Source organism: uncultured Mesonia sp. (assembly GCA_947499595.1).
GTDB classification, from domain to species: domain Bacteria; phylum Bacteroidota; class Bacteroidia; order Flavobacteriales; family Flavobacteriaceae; genus Mesonia; species Mesonia sediminis.
On record CANMOY010000004.1, the window covers coordinates 144,416 to 162,477 of the forward strand.

Sequence of the window (18,062 nt, forward strand, 5' to 3'; positions counted from 1 at the left end):
CCGATTATGGAATATTTAGAATTTGAAAAACCGATACAGGCTTTGCAAGAAGAGTTTAATAAAGCTTGCAAAATAGGAACAGATAATGACGTAGATGTTTCTGAAACCTGTCAGCAAATAGAGAAAAAACTCAAAGAAAAAAAGAAAGAAATTTATAAAAATTTAACCGCTTGGCAGCGGGTTCAACTTTCGAGACACCCTAATCGCCCTTACACCTTAGATTATATTCAAGCACTTTGCGGCGATACTTTTTTAGAGTTACATGGAGACCGTACAGTAGCCGATGATAAAGCTATGGTAGGTGGTCTAGGTAAAATAGGCGAGCAAAGTTTTATGGTTATCGGTCAACAAAAAGGAACCAATACCAAAACTAGACAGTACAGAAATTTTGGAATGGCCAATCCAGAAGGTTACCGTAAAGCGCTTCGTTTAATGAAGTCTGCAGAGAAGTTTAACTTACCGGTGGTTACTTTTATTGATACTCCAGGAGCATACCCCGGTTTAGAAGCCGAAGAACGCGGACAAGGAGAAGCTATTGCGCGTAACATTTTAGAGATGACACGCCTTCAAGTTCCTGTTATTGTTGTGGTTATAGGAGAAGGTGCCAGCGGTGGAGCTTTAGGAATTGGTGTAGGTGACAAAGTGATGATGCTAGAAAACTCTTGGTATTCGGTAATTTCTCCAGAGAATTGTAGTTCGATATTATGGCGCAGCTGGGATCATAAAGAGCAAGCCGCCGAAGCGTTAAAGTTAACCGCTAAAGATGCCAAAAGACTTAAAGTTATTGACTCGATTATTAAAGAACCTTTAGGCGGAGCACACGCCGATCGAGTTGAAATGGTAAAAACACTAAAAAAGATAATTTTAGAATCTTATGCCGAACTAAAAGAGTTATCCCCAAAAGATTTAGTGAAATCTAGAATGGATAAATATTTGGCAATGGGTACATATAAAGACTAAACACCCATATACATAGTAATGGCTAAATCCGAAGATTTTCTCTTCGGATTTTTTTACCTTTATTAACAAAAAATAAAAGTTATTAACAGATGGTTCGTTGATAACCTGTTGATTTTAGAAAATACAATTTGGCGCATTAGCCTTATAATTTTTGTTACATTCGCACCTATGGAAAACGTCAAGAAAAATAAACCTTATACCCAAAAAAACCAGGATATTATATCACTGCAAAAAGGAAAAATACCTCCTCAAGCTGTTGATTTAGAGGAGGTTGTGTTGGGTGCTATGATGATTGATAAGAAAGGTGTAGATGAGGCTATTGATGTTTTACACCCTGATGTTTTCTATAAAGAAGCGCATAAATACATTTTTGAGGCTATTTTTAAATTGTTTCAAGACAGTCAACCAATTGACTTATTAACAGTTTCTAACCAGTTAAAGAAAGATTTGCGACTTGAAGTTTGTGGAGGCGATTATTATCTGATTCAGTTAACGCAAAAAGTTTCTTCTTCTGCTCACATCGAGTTTCATTCCCGCATAATACTGCAAAAATATATACAACGTAGTCTTATAAAAATATCAAGTGAGATCATTGAAGATTCTTATGAAGAAAGTACAGATGTTTTTGATTTACTAGATAAAGCTGAATCTAAATTGTATGAGGTTACTCAGGGAAATATTAAAAAATCATCAGAAACTGCGCAAAGTTTAGTTATTCAAGCTAAACGCCGAATTCAAGAAATTTCAAACCGTGAAGGCTTAAGTGGTATTCCTACAGGTTTTACCAAATTAGATGAGCTAACCTCGGGCTGGCAACCTTCAGATCTTATAATCGTGGCAGCTAGACCTGGTATGGGTAAAACTGCGTTAACCTTATCAATGGCTAGAAATATAGCCGTAGGTCAAGATATTCCTGTGGCATTCTTTTCATTAGAGATGTCATCTGTTCAATTGATTACTCGATTAATATCATCTGAAACAGGACTTTCATCAGAAAAATTAAGAACGGGTAAGTTAAAAACGCACGAATGGGAGCAGCTTAATGTAAAGGTAAAGGCCTTAGAGAAAGCTCCGCTTTTTATAGATGATACCCCTTCGCTATCAATTTTTGATCTACGTGCTAAAGCCAGAAGGTTGGCCTCTCAGCATGGTATTAAATTAATTGTAATTGATTATTTGCAATTAATGACAGCAGGAGGTACGCAAAAAGGAGGAAACCGTGAGCAAGAGATTTCAACCATTTCACGTAACCTTAAAGCTTTGGCAAAAGAACTTAATGTACCGGTAATTGCTTTATCTCAGTTATCACGTGCTGTCGAGACCCGTGGAGGGAGTAAAAGGCCATTACTGTCTGATTTAAGGGAGTCTGGAGCTATTGAGCAAGATGCCGATATAGTTTCGTTTATCTATAGACCTGAGTACTACAAAATAGATGAATGGGATGATGAAGAGCAATCGCCTACAGAAGGTCAAGCCGAATTTATTATCGCTAAGCATCGTAATGGAGGCTTAGACAATATCCGACTTAAGTTTATCGGAGAATTAGGTAAATTTGATAACTTAGATCAATTCGACTTTCCATCCGAGATACCCTCGAGTATGAATACAGAATCTGATGAGGATAACTTTCCTGGCGGGAATTTCCCATCGGCCTCTGCAGCTTTCGGTTCACCCGATTTAGAAGAAGGCGACGAAGATTCTGTACCTTTTTAATTATTAATACGCTTTTCTTTGTATCTTTTGAGCTATGAAAAAGATGCTATTATTACTTATATTTTTTAGCTTATGCTTTTCGGCGAAGGCGAGCTACCTTTTAATCCCTATGGATGATGTGGGGCAAAAAGATCATTTAAAGGCTTATGGCTTAACCTATTGGGTTTTGGAGCAGCAAATTAAGGTGAAGTGGTTACTCAATTATAAAGGCGGTTCTTTTTTAATTCCCGATTTAGAAGAAATAAGACGAGAATGTCAAATTCGTGGTGTTTCTTTTGAATTGTTAAGTGATGCAAAAACCCAATCTATTCTTGATTTTATTGACAGTCCTTCACAAAATATGGATGCCGTGGTATTGGAGAAGGCACCAAAAATTGCTGTATACACTCCAGAGGGTCAAGCGCCTTGGGATGATGCCGTTACCATGGTGCTTACATATGCCGAAATACCTTACGAAACAGTTTATGATACAGAAGTGCTGCAAGATCAACTTTTACTATACGATTGGTTGCATTTGCACCATGAAGATTTTACAGGGCAGTATGGTAAATTTTATCGGGCATATCGGGCAACACCTTGGTATATTGAAGAAAAGAAACAGGCTGAGGCTCTAGCGACTAAATTAGGTTTTAATAAGGTTTCTCAAGCCAAACTAGCGGTCGCTAAAAAAATTAGAGATTATGTTGTGGGGGGAGGTTTTATGTTTGCCATGTGTAGCGCAACAGATAGTTTTGATATAGCTTTGTCTGCTGAAGGAATAGATATTTGTGAACCTATGTTTGACGGTGACCCGAGTGATCCTTCCTATCAAAGTAAGATCAACTATTCTAATACCTTTGCCTTTACGGATTTTATTTTGGAGCGTAGCCCAATGGTGTATGAATTTTCAAGTATAGACATGACTAGCAAGCGTAAAATACAAAAAGAGGTGGATTATTTTAGTTTGATGAATTTTTCGGCTAAATGGGATCCTATTCCAAGTATGCTTTGCCAAAATCATACCGCCTTAGTTAAGGGATTTATGGGGCAAACTACTTCTTTTGACCCAAACACGATAAAACCAAATGTTTTAGTGATGGGGAAAAATAAGGTTAACAATGAGGCGCGTTACATTCACGGTATTAAAGGAAAGGGTTTTTTTACGTTCTATGGTGGCCACGATCCCGAAGATTACCAGCATAAGGTAGGAGATCCTAAAACAGAGTTGTCTTTACATCCCAATTCTCCAGGTTATCGTCTTATTTTAAATAATATACTTTTTCCTGCGGCAAAGAAGAAAAAACAAAAAACTTAAGGGGCTTTATAAAAAGATTCGTGGGGTAAAACAATAATTTCTACTCGCCTATTTTTTTGTTTGTTGGTTGGGGTGTCATTGGGTGCCACCGGTTTTTGCTCTCCATAACTTTCGCTTCTAAAACGGTAAGCGCCTAAGGGGTTTAGTTTGGATTTTAAAAATTTTTCTACTTCTCGAGCTCGATTTAATCCTAAATTATGATTATACCTGCTGCTAGCATCACTATCAGTATGACCAGCAATTACGATTTGTGCTTTGGGTATTTTTTTAATGATATCTATAAAATCGTTAAGTTTATCTAGTGCGTGGTTTTTTAGATTATGGGAATCGGTATCAAATAGTAGATGTGCCTTTACATTCAACTTTAAAACGGCTCCAATAGTACCTACTGCATCTATGTCTGCACCGGCCGTTGGGCCACTACAAAAGGATGCTAAATCTTTAATTTTTACATAATAATAAATCTTTTTTTCTTCTTCTTTTTCTAGTGCTGAAGCAATATCTATTTGCGAGGCTCCACCCTCTACACTTCCAATATTTATCCATTCTTTTGCATCGCTAGAAATGGCGACCTCAAAAGCTTCTACAGAAGGGCCTATTTCAAAAAAATATAAATCGTGACCTTCTATATCAATAAAACCATTGTCTGTAAATGCAACGATTAGTTCTCCTTTACAACCTATTGAAACATAGGATTGATCTAGGTACTTCTTGTAATCTGGTTCTCCAAGGGCTGCTTTTGGATTGGTGTATTTTTTTAAGGCTTTAGGTTCACCTTCCCTAAAAGAGAAAATAGCATCTGCAAAAGCTACGTTGCCTAGGGGTACATAAATTTCTTTATTATTCTTTAAGCGGTACATTTGCTTAAATTTAATATGATCTAGTGGTACCTGAGACGCGCTCCAAAAAAAGGATAAGAGAGCACAGAGGGTAAGTAGTTTAATGTTTTTCATAGCTTAAAGATACCATTTTTGACTATTCTTTAAGCGATACTTTAAGCTGACAATGCATAAAAAAACCACTTTAGCAAGCTAAAGTGGTTTTATATAGAGAGATAATAGGGTTTTGCAAATTATTTTACTTTCTCAACAATGGCTTTAAAAGCCTCTGGGTGGTTCATAGCCAAATCTGCTAAAACCTTACGGTTTAATTCGATTTCATTGGCTTTTAATTTACCCATAAATTGAGAATAAGACATTCCGTTCATTCGAGCACCCGCGTTTATACGTGTGATCCATAATGATCTAAATGTTCTTTTCTTTGCTTTACGGTCTCTATAAGCATATAACATAGCTTTTTCAACCGCGTTTTTGGCTACTGTCCAAACGTTTTTACGACGTCCGAAGTATCCTTTTGCTTGCTTCATCACCTTTTTTCTTCTGGCTCTTGAAGCTACTGAGTTTACTGATCTTGGCATATTTTAAATGATTTTGTAGTAGGCGTCTATACTTAAATAGCTCTTTTTTGGGCCCAACTCCAGGGTTATTAACTAGTTTTAACCAATTAAATGGCTATTACTTTAAACGTAATTGCAATTTAATGTTGTCCTCATCGGCTTTATGTACTAAAGTCGAGTGAGTTAATTTAAGCTTACGTTTTTTAGACTTCTTTGTTAAGATGTGACTTTTAAACGCGTGCTTTCTTTTAATTTTTCCAGTACCAGTTAGCTTGAAACGCTTTTTAGCACTAGATTTAGTCTTCATTTTAGGCATAATATATCCTTGTTAATTATTATCTCTCTAATGATAATATCTTATTTTGATTTTTTAGGCGCTATGAACATATTCATACGCTTTCCTTCTAACTTAGGCATTTGCTCTACTTTACCGTATTCTTCTAAATCTTGTGCTAGACGAAGCAGTAAAATTTCACCTTGATCTTTAAAAACAATAGAACGACCTTTAAAGAAAACATAGGCTTTAAGCTTAGCACCATCTTTAAGAAACCCAATAGCGTGATTTTTCTTAAACTCGTAATCGTGGTCATCGGTATTAGGGCCAAACCTAATTTCTTTCACCACAACTTTGGTTGCTTTTGCTTTTAAAGCTTTTTCTCTTTTCTTCTGTTCGTAGAGGAATTTCTTATAGTCCATTGCTTTTACAACGGGAGGTTTTGCATTTGGTGAAATTTCAACCAAATCTACACCCAGTTCTTCAGCTTTGGCTAAAGCTTTTTCGATAGGATAAACACCCATCTCTACATTATCACCTACTAAACGAACTTCTTTAGCACGAATTTTATCATTGATTTTGTGCTGATCTTCTTTGATCTGCCTTGATCCTCTTGATTTTTTTCTACGAATTGCTATGACTATCTATTTTAAATTAAACTTCAAATGTTTTTAGTGATGCATTTATCTCTTTAGAAATCAATTGAGCAAAATCTTCAATTGTCATTTCTCCTAAATCATCACCACCGTGTTTACGTACAGATACCGTGCCATTCAGCTCTTCTTGTTCACCAATAATGAGCATATAGGGTATTTTGTTCATTTCGGCTTCCCGAATTTTTTTACCCATAGTTTCACTACGGTTATCTAACGCGCTGCGAATTTCGTGATTTTCTAATAAATTTAAAACTTTTTTGGTGTATTTTTCATATTTCTCGCTTAAAGACAAGATAATAGCTTGCTGGGGCATTAGCCAAAGTGGAAAATTACCTGCCGTGTGCTCTAATAAAATAGCAACAAAGCGTTCCATGCTTCCAAAAGGAGCTCGATGAATCATTACGGGTCTGTGTTCTTCGTTATCGCTACCCTTGTAGGTTAAATCAAAACGTTCAGGTAAATTATAATCTACCTGAATAGTTCCTAACTGCCAACTGCGCCCCAAAGCATCTTTAACCATGAAATCTAATTTTGGTCCATAAAATGCAGCTTCGCCAGTCTCGATTACATAATTGAGTCCTTTTTCTTTTGCGGCATTAATAATAGCCTGTTCTGCCTTTTCCCAATTTGCATCGCTCCCAATATACTTCTCTTTATTCTCAGGGTCTCTGAGGGAAACCTGAGCAGTGAAATCTTCAAATCCTAAAGAACCAAATACATAGAGTACCAAGTCAATTACATTTTTAAACTCTTGATCTAATTGGTCTGGAGTACAAAATATGTGTGCATCATCTTGCGTAAAGCCTCTTACTCGGGTTAAACCATGTAGTTCGCCACTTTGTTCATAACGGTAAACGGTACCAAATTCGGCAAATCGTTTGGGCAAGTCGCGATAACTCCAAGCGCTGGCATTATAAATTTCGCAGTGATGCGGACAGTTCATGGGTTTTAACAAAAATTCTTCATTTTCGTGTGGCGTCAAGATCGGTTGAAAACTATCCTCACCATACTTAGCATAGTGTCCGGAAGTCTCGTAGAGTTCTTTTTGGCCAATGTGCGGTGTTACCACACTCTCGTAGCCTGCTTTATGCTGTGCTTTTTTTAAGAAATCTTCAAGTCTTTGCCTTAGTGCCGCACCTTTGGGTAGCCAGAGGGGTAGACCTTGTCCTACTTTTTGAGAAAATGTAAAAAGCTGTAATTCTTTACCTAACTTTCTATGATCTCTTTTTTTAGCTTCTTCTAAAAGAGCTAAATATTCTTTTAAATCTTTTTGTTTAGGGAAACTTATACCATATACACGTGTTAATTGTGGATTGTTTTCGTCTCCTCGCCAATATGCTCCAGCGACATTCATAATTTTAACCGCCTTTATATTGCCTGTATTGGGTATGTGCCCTCCTCGACATAAATCCGTAAAGCTATCATGATCACAAAATGTGATATCACCATCTTCTAAATTCTCAATTAATTCAACCTTGAAGGGATTTTGCTCTTTTTTATAAAAATCTAAAGCGCTTTGTTTACTAACTTCACGTAGTGAGAAGTCGTGTTTTCCACGGGCGATTTCCAGCATTCGTTTTTCAATTTTTGGAAAATCGGCATCTGAAATTTTATGTTCTCCAAAATCAACATCGTAATAAAAACCATTTTCAATAGCCGGTCCAATAGTGAGTTTAACTCCTGGAAAAAGCTCCTGAATGGCCTGTGCCATAACGTGAGATGAGCTATGCCAAAAAGCTTTTTTACCTTCTTTATCCTTCCAAGTAAAAAGCACTAAAGAGCCGTCTTGGTTTAATGGGGTAGATGTTTCAACCGTTTGCCCATTAAATTGGGCCGATAAAACATTTCGCGCTAAACCTTCGCTAATACTTTTAGCCACTTCTAAGACTGTTGTTCCTTGTTGGACCTCCTTTACGCTTCCGTCGGGTAGGGTTATTTTTATCATAGTTTTATATTATGTTACAAAGATAAACGCTTCACTAATTTTTGCAAGTCCTATGTTATCTAATATTAAATAAAAAGCCCAGTAGTTTTCTAATGTCCCAAAATAAGAAAACTACTAGGCTCTTTAGCTGAATTTGAAATTGTTATTTCATCAATTCAAAACTGCGTTTTACAAAATTGGTTAACTCTTCTCCTTTTAAAAGATTTTGAGAGAGTTTAGCCAAATCTAAAGCTTGTTTTATTGTTTTTTCTTGCACTTCTTTGTCTTGGTTAATTAAATCGCCCATAAGAGGATGATTTACATTTATCACCAAGTTGTACATATCTGGCATATTGCCCATGCCAAACATACCCCCACCACCGGTCTGTTGCATTTCCTTCATTCTTCGCATAAATTCGGGTTGGGTGATCATTAAAGGCGCCGCATTGCTATCCATAGGTTCTAATTGAACGGTGTATTTTTCTTTTGGAACAATAGCTTCAAAATCCGCTTTAAGCTTTTCTTTTTCCTCGTCTGATAATTTAGAAACCTGGTTCTCTTCTTTTTTAATTAAGTTATCAACATGATCGCTATCTACCCTTACAAAAGAGATATTTTCTTTGCTGCTTTCTAATTTTTGAATTAAATGTGCTACAATAGGAGAGTCTAATAATAACACCTCATAGTTTTTCTCTTTTGCCGCTTGAATATAGCTGTGTTGCTCATCTTTATTTGAGGCATAAAGTACAACGGTTTTACCGTCTTTATCGGTTTGATTGGCTTTAATTTTCTCTATCAATTCGTCAAAGGTGTAGTACTTTTCATCTACACTGGGGTATAATGCAAACTTGTCTGCCTTTTCAAAGAACTTGTCTTCAGAAAGCATACCATACTCGATTACCACCTTAATATCGTTCCATTTTTTCTCAAAATCTTCTCGGTTTTGGTTAAAGAGAGATTTTAATTTATCTGCTACTTTTCTAGTAATGTAACTTGAAATCTTTTTAACTGCTCCATCGGCTTGTAAGTAAGAGCGTGAAACGTTTAACGGAATGTCTGGCGAGTCAATTACTCCCTTAAGCATAGTAAGAAACTCGGGTACAATACCTTCTACATTGTCTGTAACGAAAACTTGATTTTGATAAAGCTGAATTTTATCTCTCTGCATACTCAAATCGTTAGAGAGTTTTGGAAAGTATAAAATACCGGTTAGATTAAAAGGGTAGTCTACATTTAAATGAATGTGGAAGAGTGGTTCCTCAAATTGCATTGGGTAGAGCTCTCGGTAAAAGCTTTTATAATCCTCTTCTTCAAGATCTGTGGGTTGCTTGGTCCATGCTGGATCTGGATTATTGATTATATTATCTACGGTAACTGTTTTTGCTTCTTCATCTTCTGGAGCATCTTCTGCCTTAGGTAAGGTTTTCTCTTTTGTACCAAACTTAATGGGAACAGGCATAAACTTATTGTATTTTGTCAATAGGTTCTCTATGCGTGGCTCCTCTAAAAATTCTTTTTCTTCTTCGTTGAGATGTAAAATAATCTCTGTACCGCGATTTTGCTTTGTGGTTTCTTCTAAAGTAAACTCGGTTGTTCCTTCACAAGTCCAGTGTGCCGCGGGCTCATCTTTGTATGATTTGGTAATAATTTCCACTTTATCGGCCACCATAAAGGCAGAATAGAACCCTAGGCCAAAATGACCAATGATACCGCTGTCTTTTGCCGAATCTTTGTATTTTTCTAAAAATTCTTCGGCTCCAGAGAAAGCTACTTGATTGATGTATTTTTCTACTTCATCCTTAGTCATTCCCACTCCCTCATCAATTATATGCAAGGTGTTGTTTTCTTTGTTAATTTTCACCTCAATCACGGGTTTACCATAAGTCACATCGGTCTCGCCAATGCGGGTAAGGTGCTTTAGTTTTAAGGTTGCATCTGTTGCATTTGAAATTAACTCTCGTAAGAATATTTCGTGATCGCTATATAAAAATTTCTTTATAAGCGGGAAGATATTCTCTACCGATACATTTATTTTTCCTGTTGCCATTTTTAAAAATTTTAAAATCGTTTTTTCTGATGAGTCAAAAAAAATACCAATTCTAGATATCTGCCAAAGTGGCATATTATTTGACTGTAGTAGATGCAAATATTAACAAAGTTTTTGTTTAAATATTTACTTAAAAGATTAAACAAAGTTATATCTTTGATAAAAATAACACATATGGCAGCACAAAAGACAACCAATAAGAAGAGTAAGGAAACAAAAGTTAAGGCAAAAAAGATGCATAAGAAAGATTGGATTTCTGCTTATATGACTCACATCCTAGAGGAAGAAAGCAGACCCAAAAGCGTATATAAATTTGCAAAGAATTTAGGTGAAGAAGAAGCAAATTTCTATGAATATTTTGGTAGTTTAGAAGCCTTACAGCGAAGCATTTGGGAAGAGTTTTATCAAATGAGTATAGATTTGATGAATAAAGCTAAAGAAACCAGTAATTTTTCGAATAGAGAAAAAATGTTGACCTTCTTTTTTACTTTTTTTGAACTATTAACAGCGAATAGGAGTTACGTAATTTTCAGTTTAAAAGAGCATGAGTCACCTCTTAAAAATTTAGAACAACTTTCTGGTTTGCGTAAACGGGTTAAACAATTTGCTAGTGAACTTATAGAAGATAAAAATGATGAGCAAAAAGTTAAACTACTTAGGCACAATAAAACGATTTTCTCAGAAGGAGCTTGGCTACAAACTGTATTTTTAATGAAGTTTTGGCTAGATGACAACTCGCCACAATTTGAACAAACAGATGTAGCGATTGAAAAATCTGTAAATACCATATTTGACGTATTTAATAACACGCCATTAGAGCGAGTTATTGATTTTGGAAAATTTATTTACCAATCCCATAAGGCATAGCCTATGAAAACAATAGATAAAATCCCTACAGGCAAGATTGGCCGGACTACCGAACTGGTTAAAACCGGTTTTAAAATTGGTGGAAATTACTTAAAACATTATAGTAAAAAGGCCTTTAATCCAGATCTTACTCGCGATGAGCTCGATGAAGATAACGCTGCCGATATTTATGATGGTTTAAAAAACCTAAAAGGTAGTGCTCTCAAAGTGGCACAAATGTTATCTATGGAGAAAAGCCTACTTCCTAATGCTTATGTAGAGAAGTTTTCGTTGGCGCAATTTAGTGTACCTCCATTATCTGCCCCTTTAGTTCGAAAAACTTTTTATAAATACCTTGGCGACTACCCAGAAAACATCTATGATGACTTTAACTTAAACTCTGTAAATGCTGCGAGTATAGGCCAGGTTCATCGTGCACAAAAAGATGGGAAAAAACTTGCTGTGAAAATTCAATATCCGGGAGTCGCCAATAGTATTAGTTCAGATTTAGCAATGGTTAAACCTGTTGCGATGAAAATGTTTAATCTACAAGGAAAAGATTCAGATAAATATTTTAAAGAAGTTGAAGGTAAATTAATTGAAGAAACAGATTATTTGCTTGAAATGAAGCAAAGTATAGAAATTTCTGAAGCCTGTAAGCACATTCCGAATTTAGGGTTCCCAAAATACTATCCTGATTTATCAAGTGAGAAAATTATTACTATGGATTGGATGGAAGGCTTGCACCTAAGTGAATTTACTAAAACAGATTTCTCAAAAGAGCAAGGAGACCAAATTGGGCAAGCTTTATGGGATTTTTATATGTATCAAATGCATAAACTAAAAGCGGTTCATGCCGATCCGCACCCGGGTAACTTTTTAATAACGCCCAAAAATAAGTTAATTGCTATTGATTTTGGTTGCATTAAACAAGTGCCAGAGGAGTTCTATAAGCCTTATTTTGAATTGGCAGTTCCTGAAAATATCAATAACAAAGAATTTTTCCTGCAAAAGCTAAAAGAATTAGAAATTATTGTGGAAACCGATACTAAGCGTGAGATTGATTTCTTTTCAAATTTATTTTATGAAATGCTGAGTTTGTTTACATCGCCTTTTCACAATGAGTCCTTTGATTTTAGTGATGAAACATTTTGGAGTAAAATAACCGACCTTAGTGAAAAGTATAGTAAAGACACTGAATTAAGAAAAATGAATGGAAACCGAGGAAGTAAACATTTCTTATACATTAATAGAACATTTTTTGGTCTATATAATTTGCTTCACGATTTAAAAGCGGAGGTGAAAATTAATAATTTTAAAGAGTTGTAATTTCATAATTTTTGGTTAATTGTTATGTGTTTGGGCTACTAAATTTTCGAGTTTAGTAGCCTTTTTTCATTTTTAAAATAAAATCTGTAACTTTTAACCTCTATAAAATAGAACTAGACTTAACTATCTAAATTGCTTTTATTTTCTTAACTTTAATAATAAAGACAAAAAAGTATTCTGTAAAACCTATTTAAATAAAATGCAAAGCAACAGATTCTTACCTATCTATTTTATAGCCGGTGCATTTTTCACCGCTTTCATAGGGGCATTTTTTGAACCTGGAAATTTTTTACGTTATGTTTTTTACGGATTAATGAGCCTGTTCTGGATTATTGCCATCGCACTTTTTTTTAAATATATGAGAAAATCTTAAGGGGAATAATGGTTTGGTTTGGACGCAATGTAAATTTAATGAAGATGTTGAAAAGTATTTTTAGTGTAATTGGTGTTTAACCGTTTAAGTTTTTTTCGTTCGAAGCCCATATTATGTATATTGCCACCTGAAAAATCAAAAGACATCACATGCTATATCAAACTAAAATTGCTGGACTAGGGAAATACGTCCCTGAAAATATAGTCACTAACGACGATCTTTCTAAATTGATGGATACCAATGATGCTTGGATTCAAGAACGAACAGGAATAAAAGAACGTAGACATATTAAAAAAGATGATGGTAATTCTACTGCAATCATGGGGGTTAAAGCAGCTAAAATAGCTTTAGAAAGAGCTAATGTAAGTAAAGATGATATCGATTTAATTGTTTTTGCTACTTTAAGTCCAGATTACTATTTTCCTGGTTGTGGTGTTCAGGTTCAAGAATTGTTAGACATTCATACCTGTCCCGCTTTAGATGTGCGTAACCAATGTAGCGGATTTATTTATGGTCTTTCAGTAGCCGATCAATTTATTAAAACTGGAATGTATAAAAATGTGCTGCTTATTGGAAGTGAGAATCATAGTGGAGGTTTAGATATGAGTACACGTGGTCGTGGGGTGTCAGTGATTTTTGGTGATGGTGCTGGTGCGGCCGTGTTAACGCGCAGTAACCATATAGGAGAGGGGATTCTGTCTACTCACCTACATTCTCAAGGAAAACATGCGTTAGAGTTAGCTTTAAAAGGGCCAAGTACTATGCATTGGGTACCCGAGATAATTGAGGAGCAAAAGTCAGGGAAAACAGAAGATATTCCTTACTACCCTTATATGAATGGACAATTCGTTTTTAAAAATGCCGTACAGCGTTTCTCAGAGGTTATAAATGAAGGACTCCAACATAATGGTTTAGAGATTAGCGATATAGATATGTTAATTCCGCATCAAGCTAATTTGAGAATTTCTCAATTTATTCAAAAAAAGTTCAAATTAAGTGATGATCAGGTCTATAATAACATTGAACGATATGGGAATACCACAGCCGCATCTATACCTATTGCGTTAACTGAAGCTTGGGAAGAAGGAAAAATCAAGTCTGGTGACAAGGTTGTTTTAGCTGCCTTTGGTAGCGGATTTACTTGGGGAAGTGCTATAATAAATTGGTAGAAAATTTATATTTCAATTTAAAAAGGAACGCCACGATAATTATCGTGGCGTTTTTATACTGCGGTCATTTTTTAAAGGCTAATTCAAATAAATTACCAACATACTTCTATCTATAAGACGAATAAAAAATAAAAAAGTTGCACGCTTTAATATAGTTTAACATTTTGATAATGAGCTCTTAATGTTATGTGAATAAAAAATGCTAATCCATTTATAATTCATCAAGTTACTTATTCTAGCATACTGTTTAAATGACTTTAAAAAGATAGAGATGTTACAAAATTTTGAAAAAAATTTTTTGAGTCGCTTCATTTTGTATCTTCAATTTTAATTCAATTTTATAGTAGTGTTTTTAAATAACCAAAGTATATGAACTGAATTTTAAAAATATATATCATGAAAGACCAAAAAAAAACTTTAGTACTAGGAGCCTCACTAAAAGAAAACAGATATTCAAACAAAGCGATAAAAGCTTTAAGAAAATCAAATATACCTACTTGCGCCATTGGTTTGCGTCCCGGTAATGTAGCCGATGTAACGATAGAAACGGAGCCGCAAAATTTTGAAAATATAGATACCGTTACTTTATATATAAACCCTAAACGTCAACCCGCTTACTATGACTATATTCTGGACTTAAGACCAAAACGTGTTTTGTTTAATCCAGGTACAGAAAATCCAGATTTCTATCGGTTATTACGTGATGAGAGCATCAAAGTAGAGGTAGCTTGTACATTGGTTTTACTTGCGACGAATCAATATTAAGCCAATAAAAGTGAGCAAACCATTTACTATCAATAATTCATAATTAAAATGATATCCACCTATAAGTTCGGCAGGAATACTGCCAATAATATAGGTTGTAATAACCGCAAGTACCGCCACAATCGCCACCCATTTATCTTTTACTTGATGCTTAGTAAAAATTCCAAATGTAAATAACCCTAATAAGGGGCCGTAGGTATAGGAAGCCGCTTTAAGCAAAAGATCAATTACACTAGAATCTAGCAAATATTTAAAGGCTACAATAACTAAAATGAGTAGTAGGCTGATGAGTAGGTGTACTTTTTTTCTCAATTTTTTTTGCTGCATTGCCTGTTTTTTCTTTATATCCAGAAAATCTACACAGAAACTTGTGGTTAAGGAAGTTAACGCGCTATCTGCACTCGAGTAGGCGGCTGCAATTAAACCTAATATAAAAACGATTCCTAAACCTAGTCCTAAATCGCCGTTGAGCGCAATTTCAGGAAAAAGTAAATCTGTTTTTTCTTTTCCATCTAGAAGAGGTACAGCAATACCATTTTGTTCAGCATACATAAATAAAAGCGCGCCTAGTAAGAGGAACAAAATATTAATAGGAACAAATACTAAACTGTAAGACAACATGTTTTTCTGAGCTTCTTTAAGGCTTTTGCAAGTCAGGTTTTTCTGCATCATGTCTTGGTCTAATCCTGTCATGCAAATGGTAATAAACATACCTCCTAAAAATGATTTCCAAAAATAATTTCGCTCTAGCCAACTGTCAAAAAAGAAAGTTTTAGAATAGCTCTTTAGCTGTGTAGAAGAGAATAAATCGGTTAAAGTCCAATTCATTTCATAGATAATTGTAAAAATTGCAATACCTACGGCCAATAACATAAAAAAGGTTTGTAGCGTATCGGTATAAACAATTGTTTTTATTCCGCCTCGAGCGGTATATATCCAAATAAATGCAATAGATAAGGAAACTGTAAAAATAAAAGGAACCCCCCATTTTTCGAAAATGAAATATTGCAAGACCGTGGCCACCAAAAAAAGTCTAAAAGCGGCACCTAAAACGCGAGAAATAAAGAAAAAAAACGCTCCGGTTTTGTAGCTAACCACACCAAATCGTTGAGACAAATACTCGTAAATAGAAGTAACATTTAGTCGATAGTAAATGGGTAAGAGAATATAAACAATTACAAGATAGCCAAATAAATAGCCCATTACCACCTGTAAGTAACTAAACTGGGCATCTTTAACCCACCCCGGTACCGATATAAAAGTTACTCCAGAAAGCGAAGCTCCAATCATACCAAAGGCTACAACATACCAAGGAGATTGACCCTTTGCTTTAAAAAAGGTTTCGTTACTATCATCTTTACCTGTGAGATAGGAAATTAAAATTAGCACCCCAAAATAGGCTAGAATTAAAAACAAAATGGTGGTTGGCTGCATGTTTTTTCTTACAAACTTAGTTTTTTCTGCAAATTACAAAGCTGTTGTTTAAATTAATTATTCATTTTACTTCGCTTAAAGCGGATTATTGGCAAATAACAATAAAAATAAATTGTATTTTTGACCTATGGATTTTTCATCAAAGTTACTAGAGAAAGCTGTTGAAGAAATAGCTTTATTGCCAGGAATAGGGAAGCGAACAGCGTTACGATTAGCACTTCACTTGTTAAAGCAACCCGAGGAGCAAACCGTGCACTTGTCTAAAGCCTTGTTAGATTTAAAAACACGAATTGTATTTTGTGAAAATTGCCATATGGTGAGTGACACAAAAATCTGTTCGATTTGTGCTAATGTTAAAAGAGATAAATCGACCGTTTGTGTTGTCGAAGATGTTCGCGATGTGATGGCAATTGAAAATACCAGTCAATATCAAGGTGTCTACCATGTTTTAGGAGGAAAGATAAATCCTATTGAAGGTATTGGTCCTGGCCAATTAAACATATCTTCTTTAGTGCAAAAGGTAAAAAACGGTACGGTAGAGGAAGTTATTTTTGCGCTTTCAAGTACAATGGAAGGCGATACTACCAATTTTTATATCTATAAACAACTCGAAAATGAATCGGTAAAAACCTCTACAATTGCCAGAGGAATTGGCGTAGGAGACGAATTAGAATATGCCGATGAAATTACACTGGGAAGAAGTATTTTACACCGCATCCCTTTTGAAAACTCTCTTAAAAACTAAGTGTAAATGAAACTTTCTGTAGTTATTTTAAACTATAAGGTGCCTTACCATTTAATGCTGTGCCTAGATAGTGTAGAAAGAGCCATTAAAAACCTCGATGCAGAAATTATTGTTATTGACAATAACTCGCAAGATGAAAGTGTGGCTTGGGTAAAGCGATATTTTCCTAATGTGATTTGTATTGAGAATTCTAATAATTCGGGATTTAGCAAAGGCAATAATTTAGGAATTAAACAAGCAAAAGGTACTTATATCTGCTTATTAAATCCAGACACGGTGGTGGGAGAAAATTGTTTTGTAAATGCTTTAGCTAATGCTGAAAAGAATGAAGATTTAGGAGCACTAGGAGTGCGTTTAATTAGCGGGACGGGAGAATACTTAAAAGAAAGTAAACGACAAGTGCCCACGCCACGCGTGGCGCTCGAAAAGATGATGGGTTATGACAAGAATTATTATCATCCGTTGCATTTTGCCAAAAACGGAAAAGTGCAGGTTTTGGTAGGTGCTTTTATGCTCATGAGAAAAGATCGGTATTGGGAAGTGGGAGGACTTGATGAAGATTATTTTATGTATGGAGAAGATATTGACTTGAGCTATAAGTTTTTAAAGAAGGGCTATCAAAATTATTATTTAGGTAGTGAGCGCGTAATTCACTTTAAGGGAGAAAGCACTGTAAAAGATAAAAAATATAGGGAGCGTTTTTTTGGGGCGATGCATTTGTTTTATAAAAAGCATTTTAAAGAAAAAAAATTAGGCTTGATAAAACCTGGCTTAAAACTACTTGAGAGTCTTTATGCTTTGAAAACACAACAAAGAAACAAGCCTCAAAACCTAAAACAGATACTCTGCATTGAAACCGAGGCAGAACATAATCGAGCTATATTAAAACAAGTGGATTTACCACTGCACCTAGCCGATAAAAAATTGATTTTAAAAAAAGATTTTTATGCTAGCCTTATAATAGTAGAAGCAAAAGCATTGGCTTATGAAGAAATTATTTATATAATCCAAAAACAAAAAGCTAAACAAAACCGTTTTAGGCTAATCCCTTCAAATTTTAATTTTGCACTAGGAAGCGATTCGAGTTTCACTCAGGGTGAAATTATAAAATTTTGAAAAACAATTATTCATATAGAC

Annotated in this window: 16 protein-coding genes; 9 read left to right on the forward strand and 7 right to left on the reverse strand. The window is 35.1% G+C overall.

What is annotated here, in order from left to right; translation table 11 throughout:
- The first annotated feature begins 6 nt into the window (after positions 1-6).
- The 3 genes from ACH2AZ_RS06410 to ACH2AZ_RS06420 all read left to right on the forward strand — a co-directional run bounded on the left by ACH2AZ_RS06410 (position 7) and on the right by ACH2AZ_RS06420 (position 3,967).
- Positions 7-960: an acetyl-CoA carboxylase carboxyltransferase subunit alpha gene (locus ACH2AZ_RS06410; RefSeq protein ID WP_147860933.1), complete on the forward strand. Its 954-nt coding sequence runs from the start codon at positions 7-9 to the stop codon at positions 958-960.
- 168 nt (positions 961-1,128) lie between these two features.
- Entirely contained in the window at positions 1,129-2,673 is a 1,545-nt protein-coding gene (gene dnaB, locus ACH2AZ_RS06415; protein ID WP_394907158.1) for a replicative DNA helicase, read from the forward strand.
- Positions 2,674-2,707: 34 nt separating this feature from the next.
- A complete protein-coding gene (locus tag ACH2AZ_RS06420) occupies positions 2,708-3,967 on the forward strand; it encodes an asparagine synthetase B (RefSeq protein WP_394907159.1) in 1,260 nt (419 codons plus the stop codon).
- On the opposite strand, the gene ACH2AZ_RS06425 is transcribed toward ACH2AZ_RS06420, so the two are convergent.
- The 6 genes from ACH2AZ_RS06425 to htpG form a co-directional block, all read right to left on the reverse strand.
- Positions 3,964-4,920 carry an OmpA family protein gene (locus ACH2AZ_RS06425; protein WP_394907160.1) on the reverse strand — a complete coding sequence of 319 codons (957 nt, stop codon included), beginning with the start codon at positions 4,918-4,920 and terminating at the stop codon, positions 3,964-3,966. The genes ACH2AZ_RS06420 and ACH2AZ_RS06425 overlap by 4 nt on opposite strands.
- Before the next feature lie 119 nt (positions 4,921-5,039).
- The gene (rplT, locus tag ACH2AZ_RS06430; RefSeq protein WP_147860937.1) at positions 5,040-5,384 is read right to left on the reverse strand and encodes a 50S ribosomal protein L20; all 345 of its coding nucleotides are present in this window, start codon (positions 5,382-5,384) and stop codon (positions 5,040-5,042) included.
- Positions 5,385-5,481: 97 nt separating this feature from the next.
- On the reverse strand, positions 5,482-5,679 hold the full coding sequence (gene rpmI, locus ACH2AZ_RS06435) for a 50S ribosomal protein L35 (RefSeq protein WP_147860938.1): 198 nt from the start codon (positions 5,677-5,679) through the stop codon (positions 5,482-5,484).
- A gap of 41 nt (positions 5,680-5,720) precedes the next feature.
- The gene (infC, locus tag ACH2AZ_RS06440) at positions 5,721-6,236 is read right to left on the reverse strand and encodes a translation initiation factor IF-3 (RefSeq protein ID WP_379046197.1); all 516 of its coding nucleotides are present in this window, start codon (positions 6,234-6,236) and stop codon (positions 5,721-5,723) included.
- 55 nt (positions 6,237-6,291) lie between these two features.
- Positions 6,292-8,238, reverse strand: a complete 1,947-nt coding sequence (gene thrS, locus ACH2AZ_RS06445) for a threonine--tRNA ligase (RefSeq protein ID WP_394907161.1) — start codon at positions 8,236-8,238, stop codon at positions 6,292-6,294.
- 142 nt (positions 8,239-8,380) lie between these two features.
- On the reverse strand, positions 8,381-10,264 hold the full coding sequence (gene htpG, locus ACH2AZ_RS06450) for a molecular chaperone HtpG (protein ID WP_394907162.1): 1,884 nt from the start codon (positions 10,262-10,264) through the stop codon (positions 8,381-8,383).
- A gap of 174 nt (positions 10,265-10,438) precedes the next feature.
- On the opposite strand from htpG, the gene ACH2AZ_RS06455 reads away from it, so the two are divergent.
- The 4 genes from ACH2AZ_RS06455 to ACH2AZ_RS06470 all read left to right on the forward strand — a co-directional run bounded on the left by ACH2AZ_RS06455 (position 10,439) and on the right by ACH2AZ_RS06470 (position 14,746).
- Positions 10,439-11,131: a TetR family transcriptional regulator C-terminal domain-containing protein gene (locus ACH2AZ_RS06455; protein ID WP_394907163.1), complete on the forward strand. Its 693-nt coding sequence runs from the start codon at positions 10,439-10,441 to the stop codon at positions 11,129-11,131.
- A gap of 3 nt (positions 11,132-11,134) precedes the next feature.
- Positions 11,135-12,439 carry an ABC1 kinase family protein gene (locus ACH2AZ_RS06460; RefSeq protein ID WP_394907164.1) on the forward strand — a complete coding sequence of 435 codons (1,305 nt, stop codon included), beginning with the start codon at positions 11,135-11,137 and terminating at the stop codon, positions 12,437-12,439.
- Between the two features lie 522 nt (positions 12,440-12,961).
- On the forward strand, positions 12,962-13,981 hold the full coding sequence (locus ACH2AZ_RS06465; RefSeq protein ID WP_394907165.1) for a 3-oxoacyl-ACP synthase III family protein: 1,020 nt from the start codon (positions 12,962-12,964) through the stop codon (positions 13,979-13,981).
- A 396-nt stretch (positions 13,982-14,377) separates the two neighbouring features.
- A complete protein-coding gene (locus ACH2AZ_RS06470; protein ID WP_394907166.1) occupies positions 14,378-14,746 on the forward strand; it encodes a CoA-binding protein in 369 nt (122 codons plus the stop codon).
- On the opposite strand, the gene ACH2AZ_RS06475 is transcribed toward ACH2AZ_RS06470, so the two are convergent.
- The gene (locus ACH2AZ_RS06475; RefSeq protein ID WP_394907167.1) at positions 14,723-16,180 is read right to left on the reverse strand and encodes a sodium:solute symporter; all 1,458 of its coding nucleotides are present in this window, start codon (positions 16,178-16,180) and stop codon (positions 14,723-14,725) included. The genes ACH2AZ_RS06470 and ACH2AZ_RS06475 overlap by 24 nt on opposite strands.
- Positions 16,181-16,307: 127 nt before the next feature.
- Between ACH2AZ_RS06475 and recR the strand changes: the two genes are divergently transcribed.
- Together recR and ACH2AZ_RS06485 are read left to right on the forward strand one after the other, a co-directional pair.
- Positions 16,308-16,925: a recombination mediator RecR gene (gene recR, locus ACH2AZ_RS06480; RefSeq protein ID WP_379045739.1), complete on the forward strand. Its 618-nt coding sequence runs from the start codon at positions 16,308-16,310 to the stop codon at positions 16,923-16,925.
- A gap of 6 nt (positions 16,926-16,931) precedes the next feature.
- Positions 16,932-18,041 carry a glycosyltransferase family 2 protein gene (locus ACH2AZ_RS06485; protein ID WP_394907168.1) on the forward strand — a complete coding sequence of 370 codons (1,110 nt, stop codon included), beginning with the start codon at positions 16,932-16,934 and terminating at the stop codon, positions 18,039-18,041.
- Positions 18,042-18,062 lie beyond the last annotated feature (21 nt).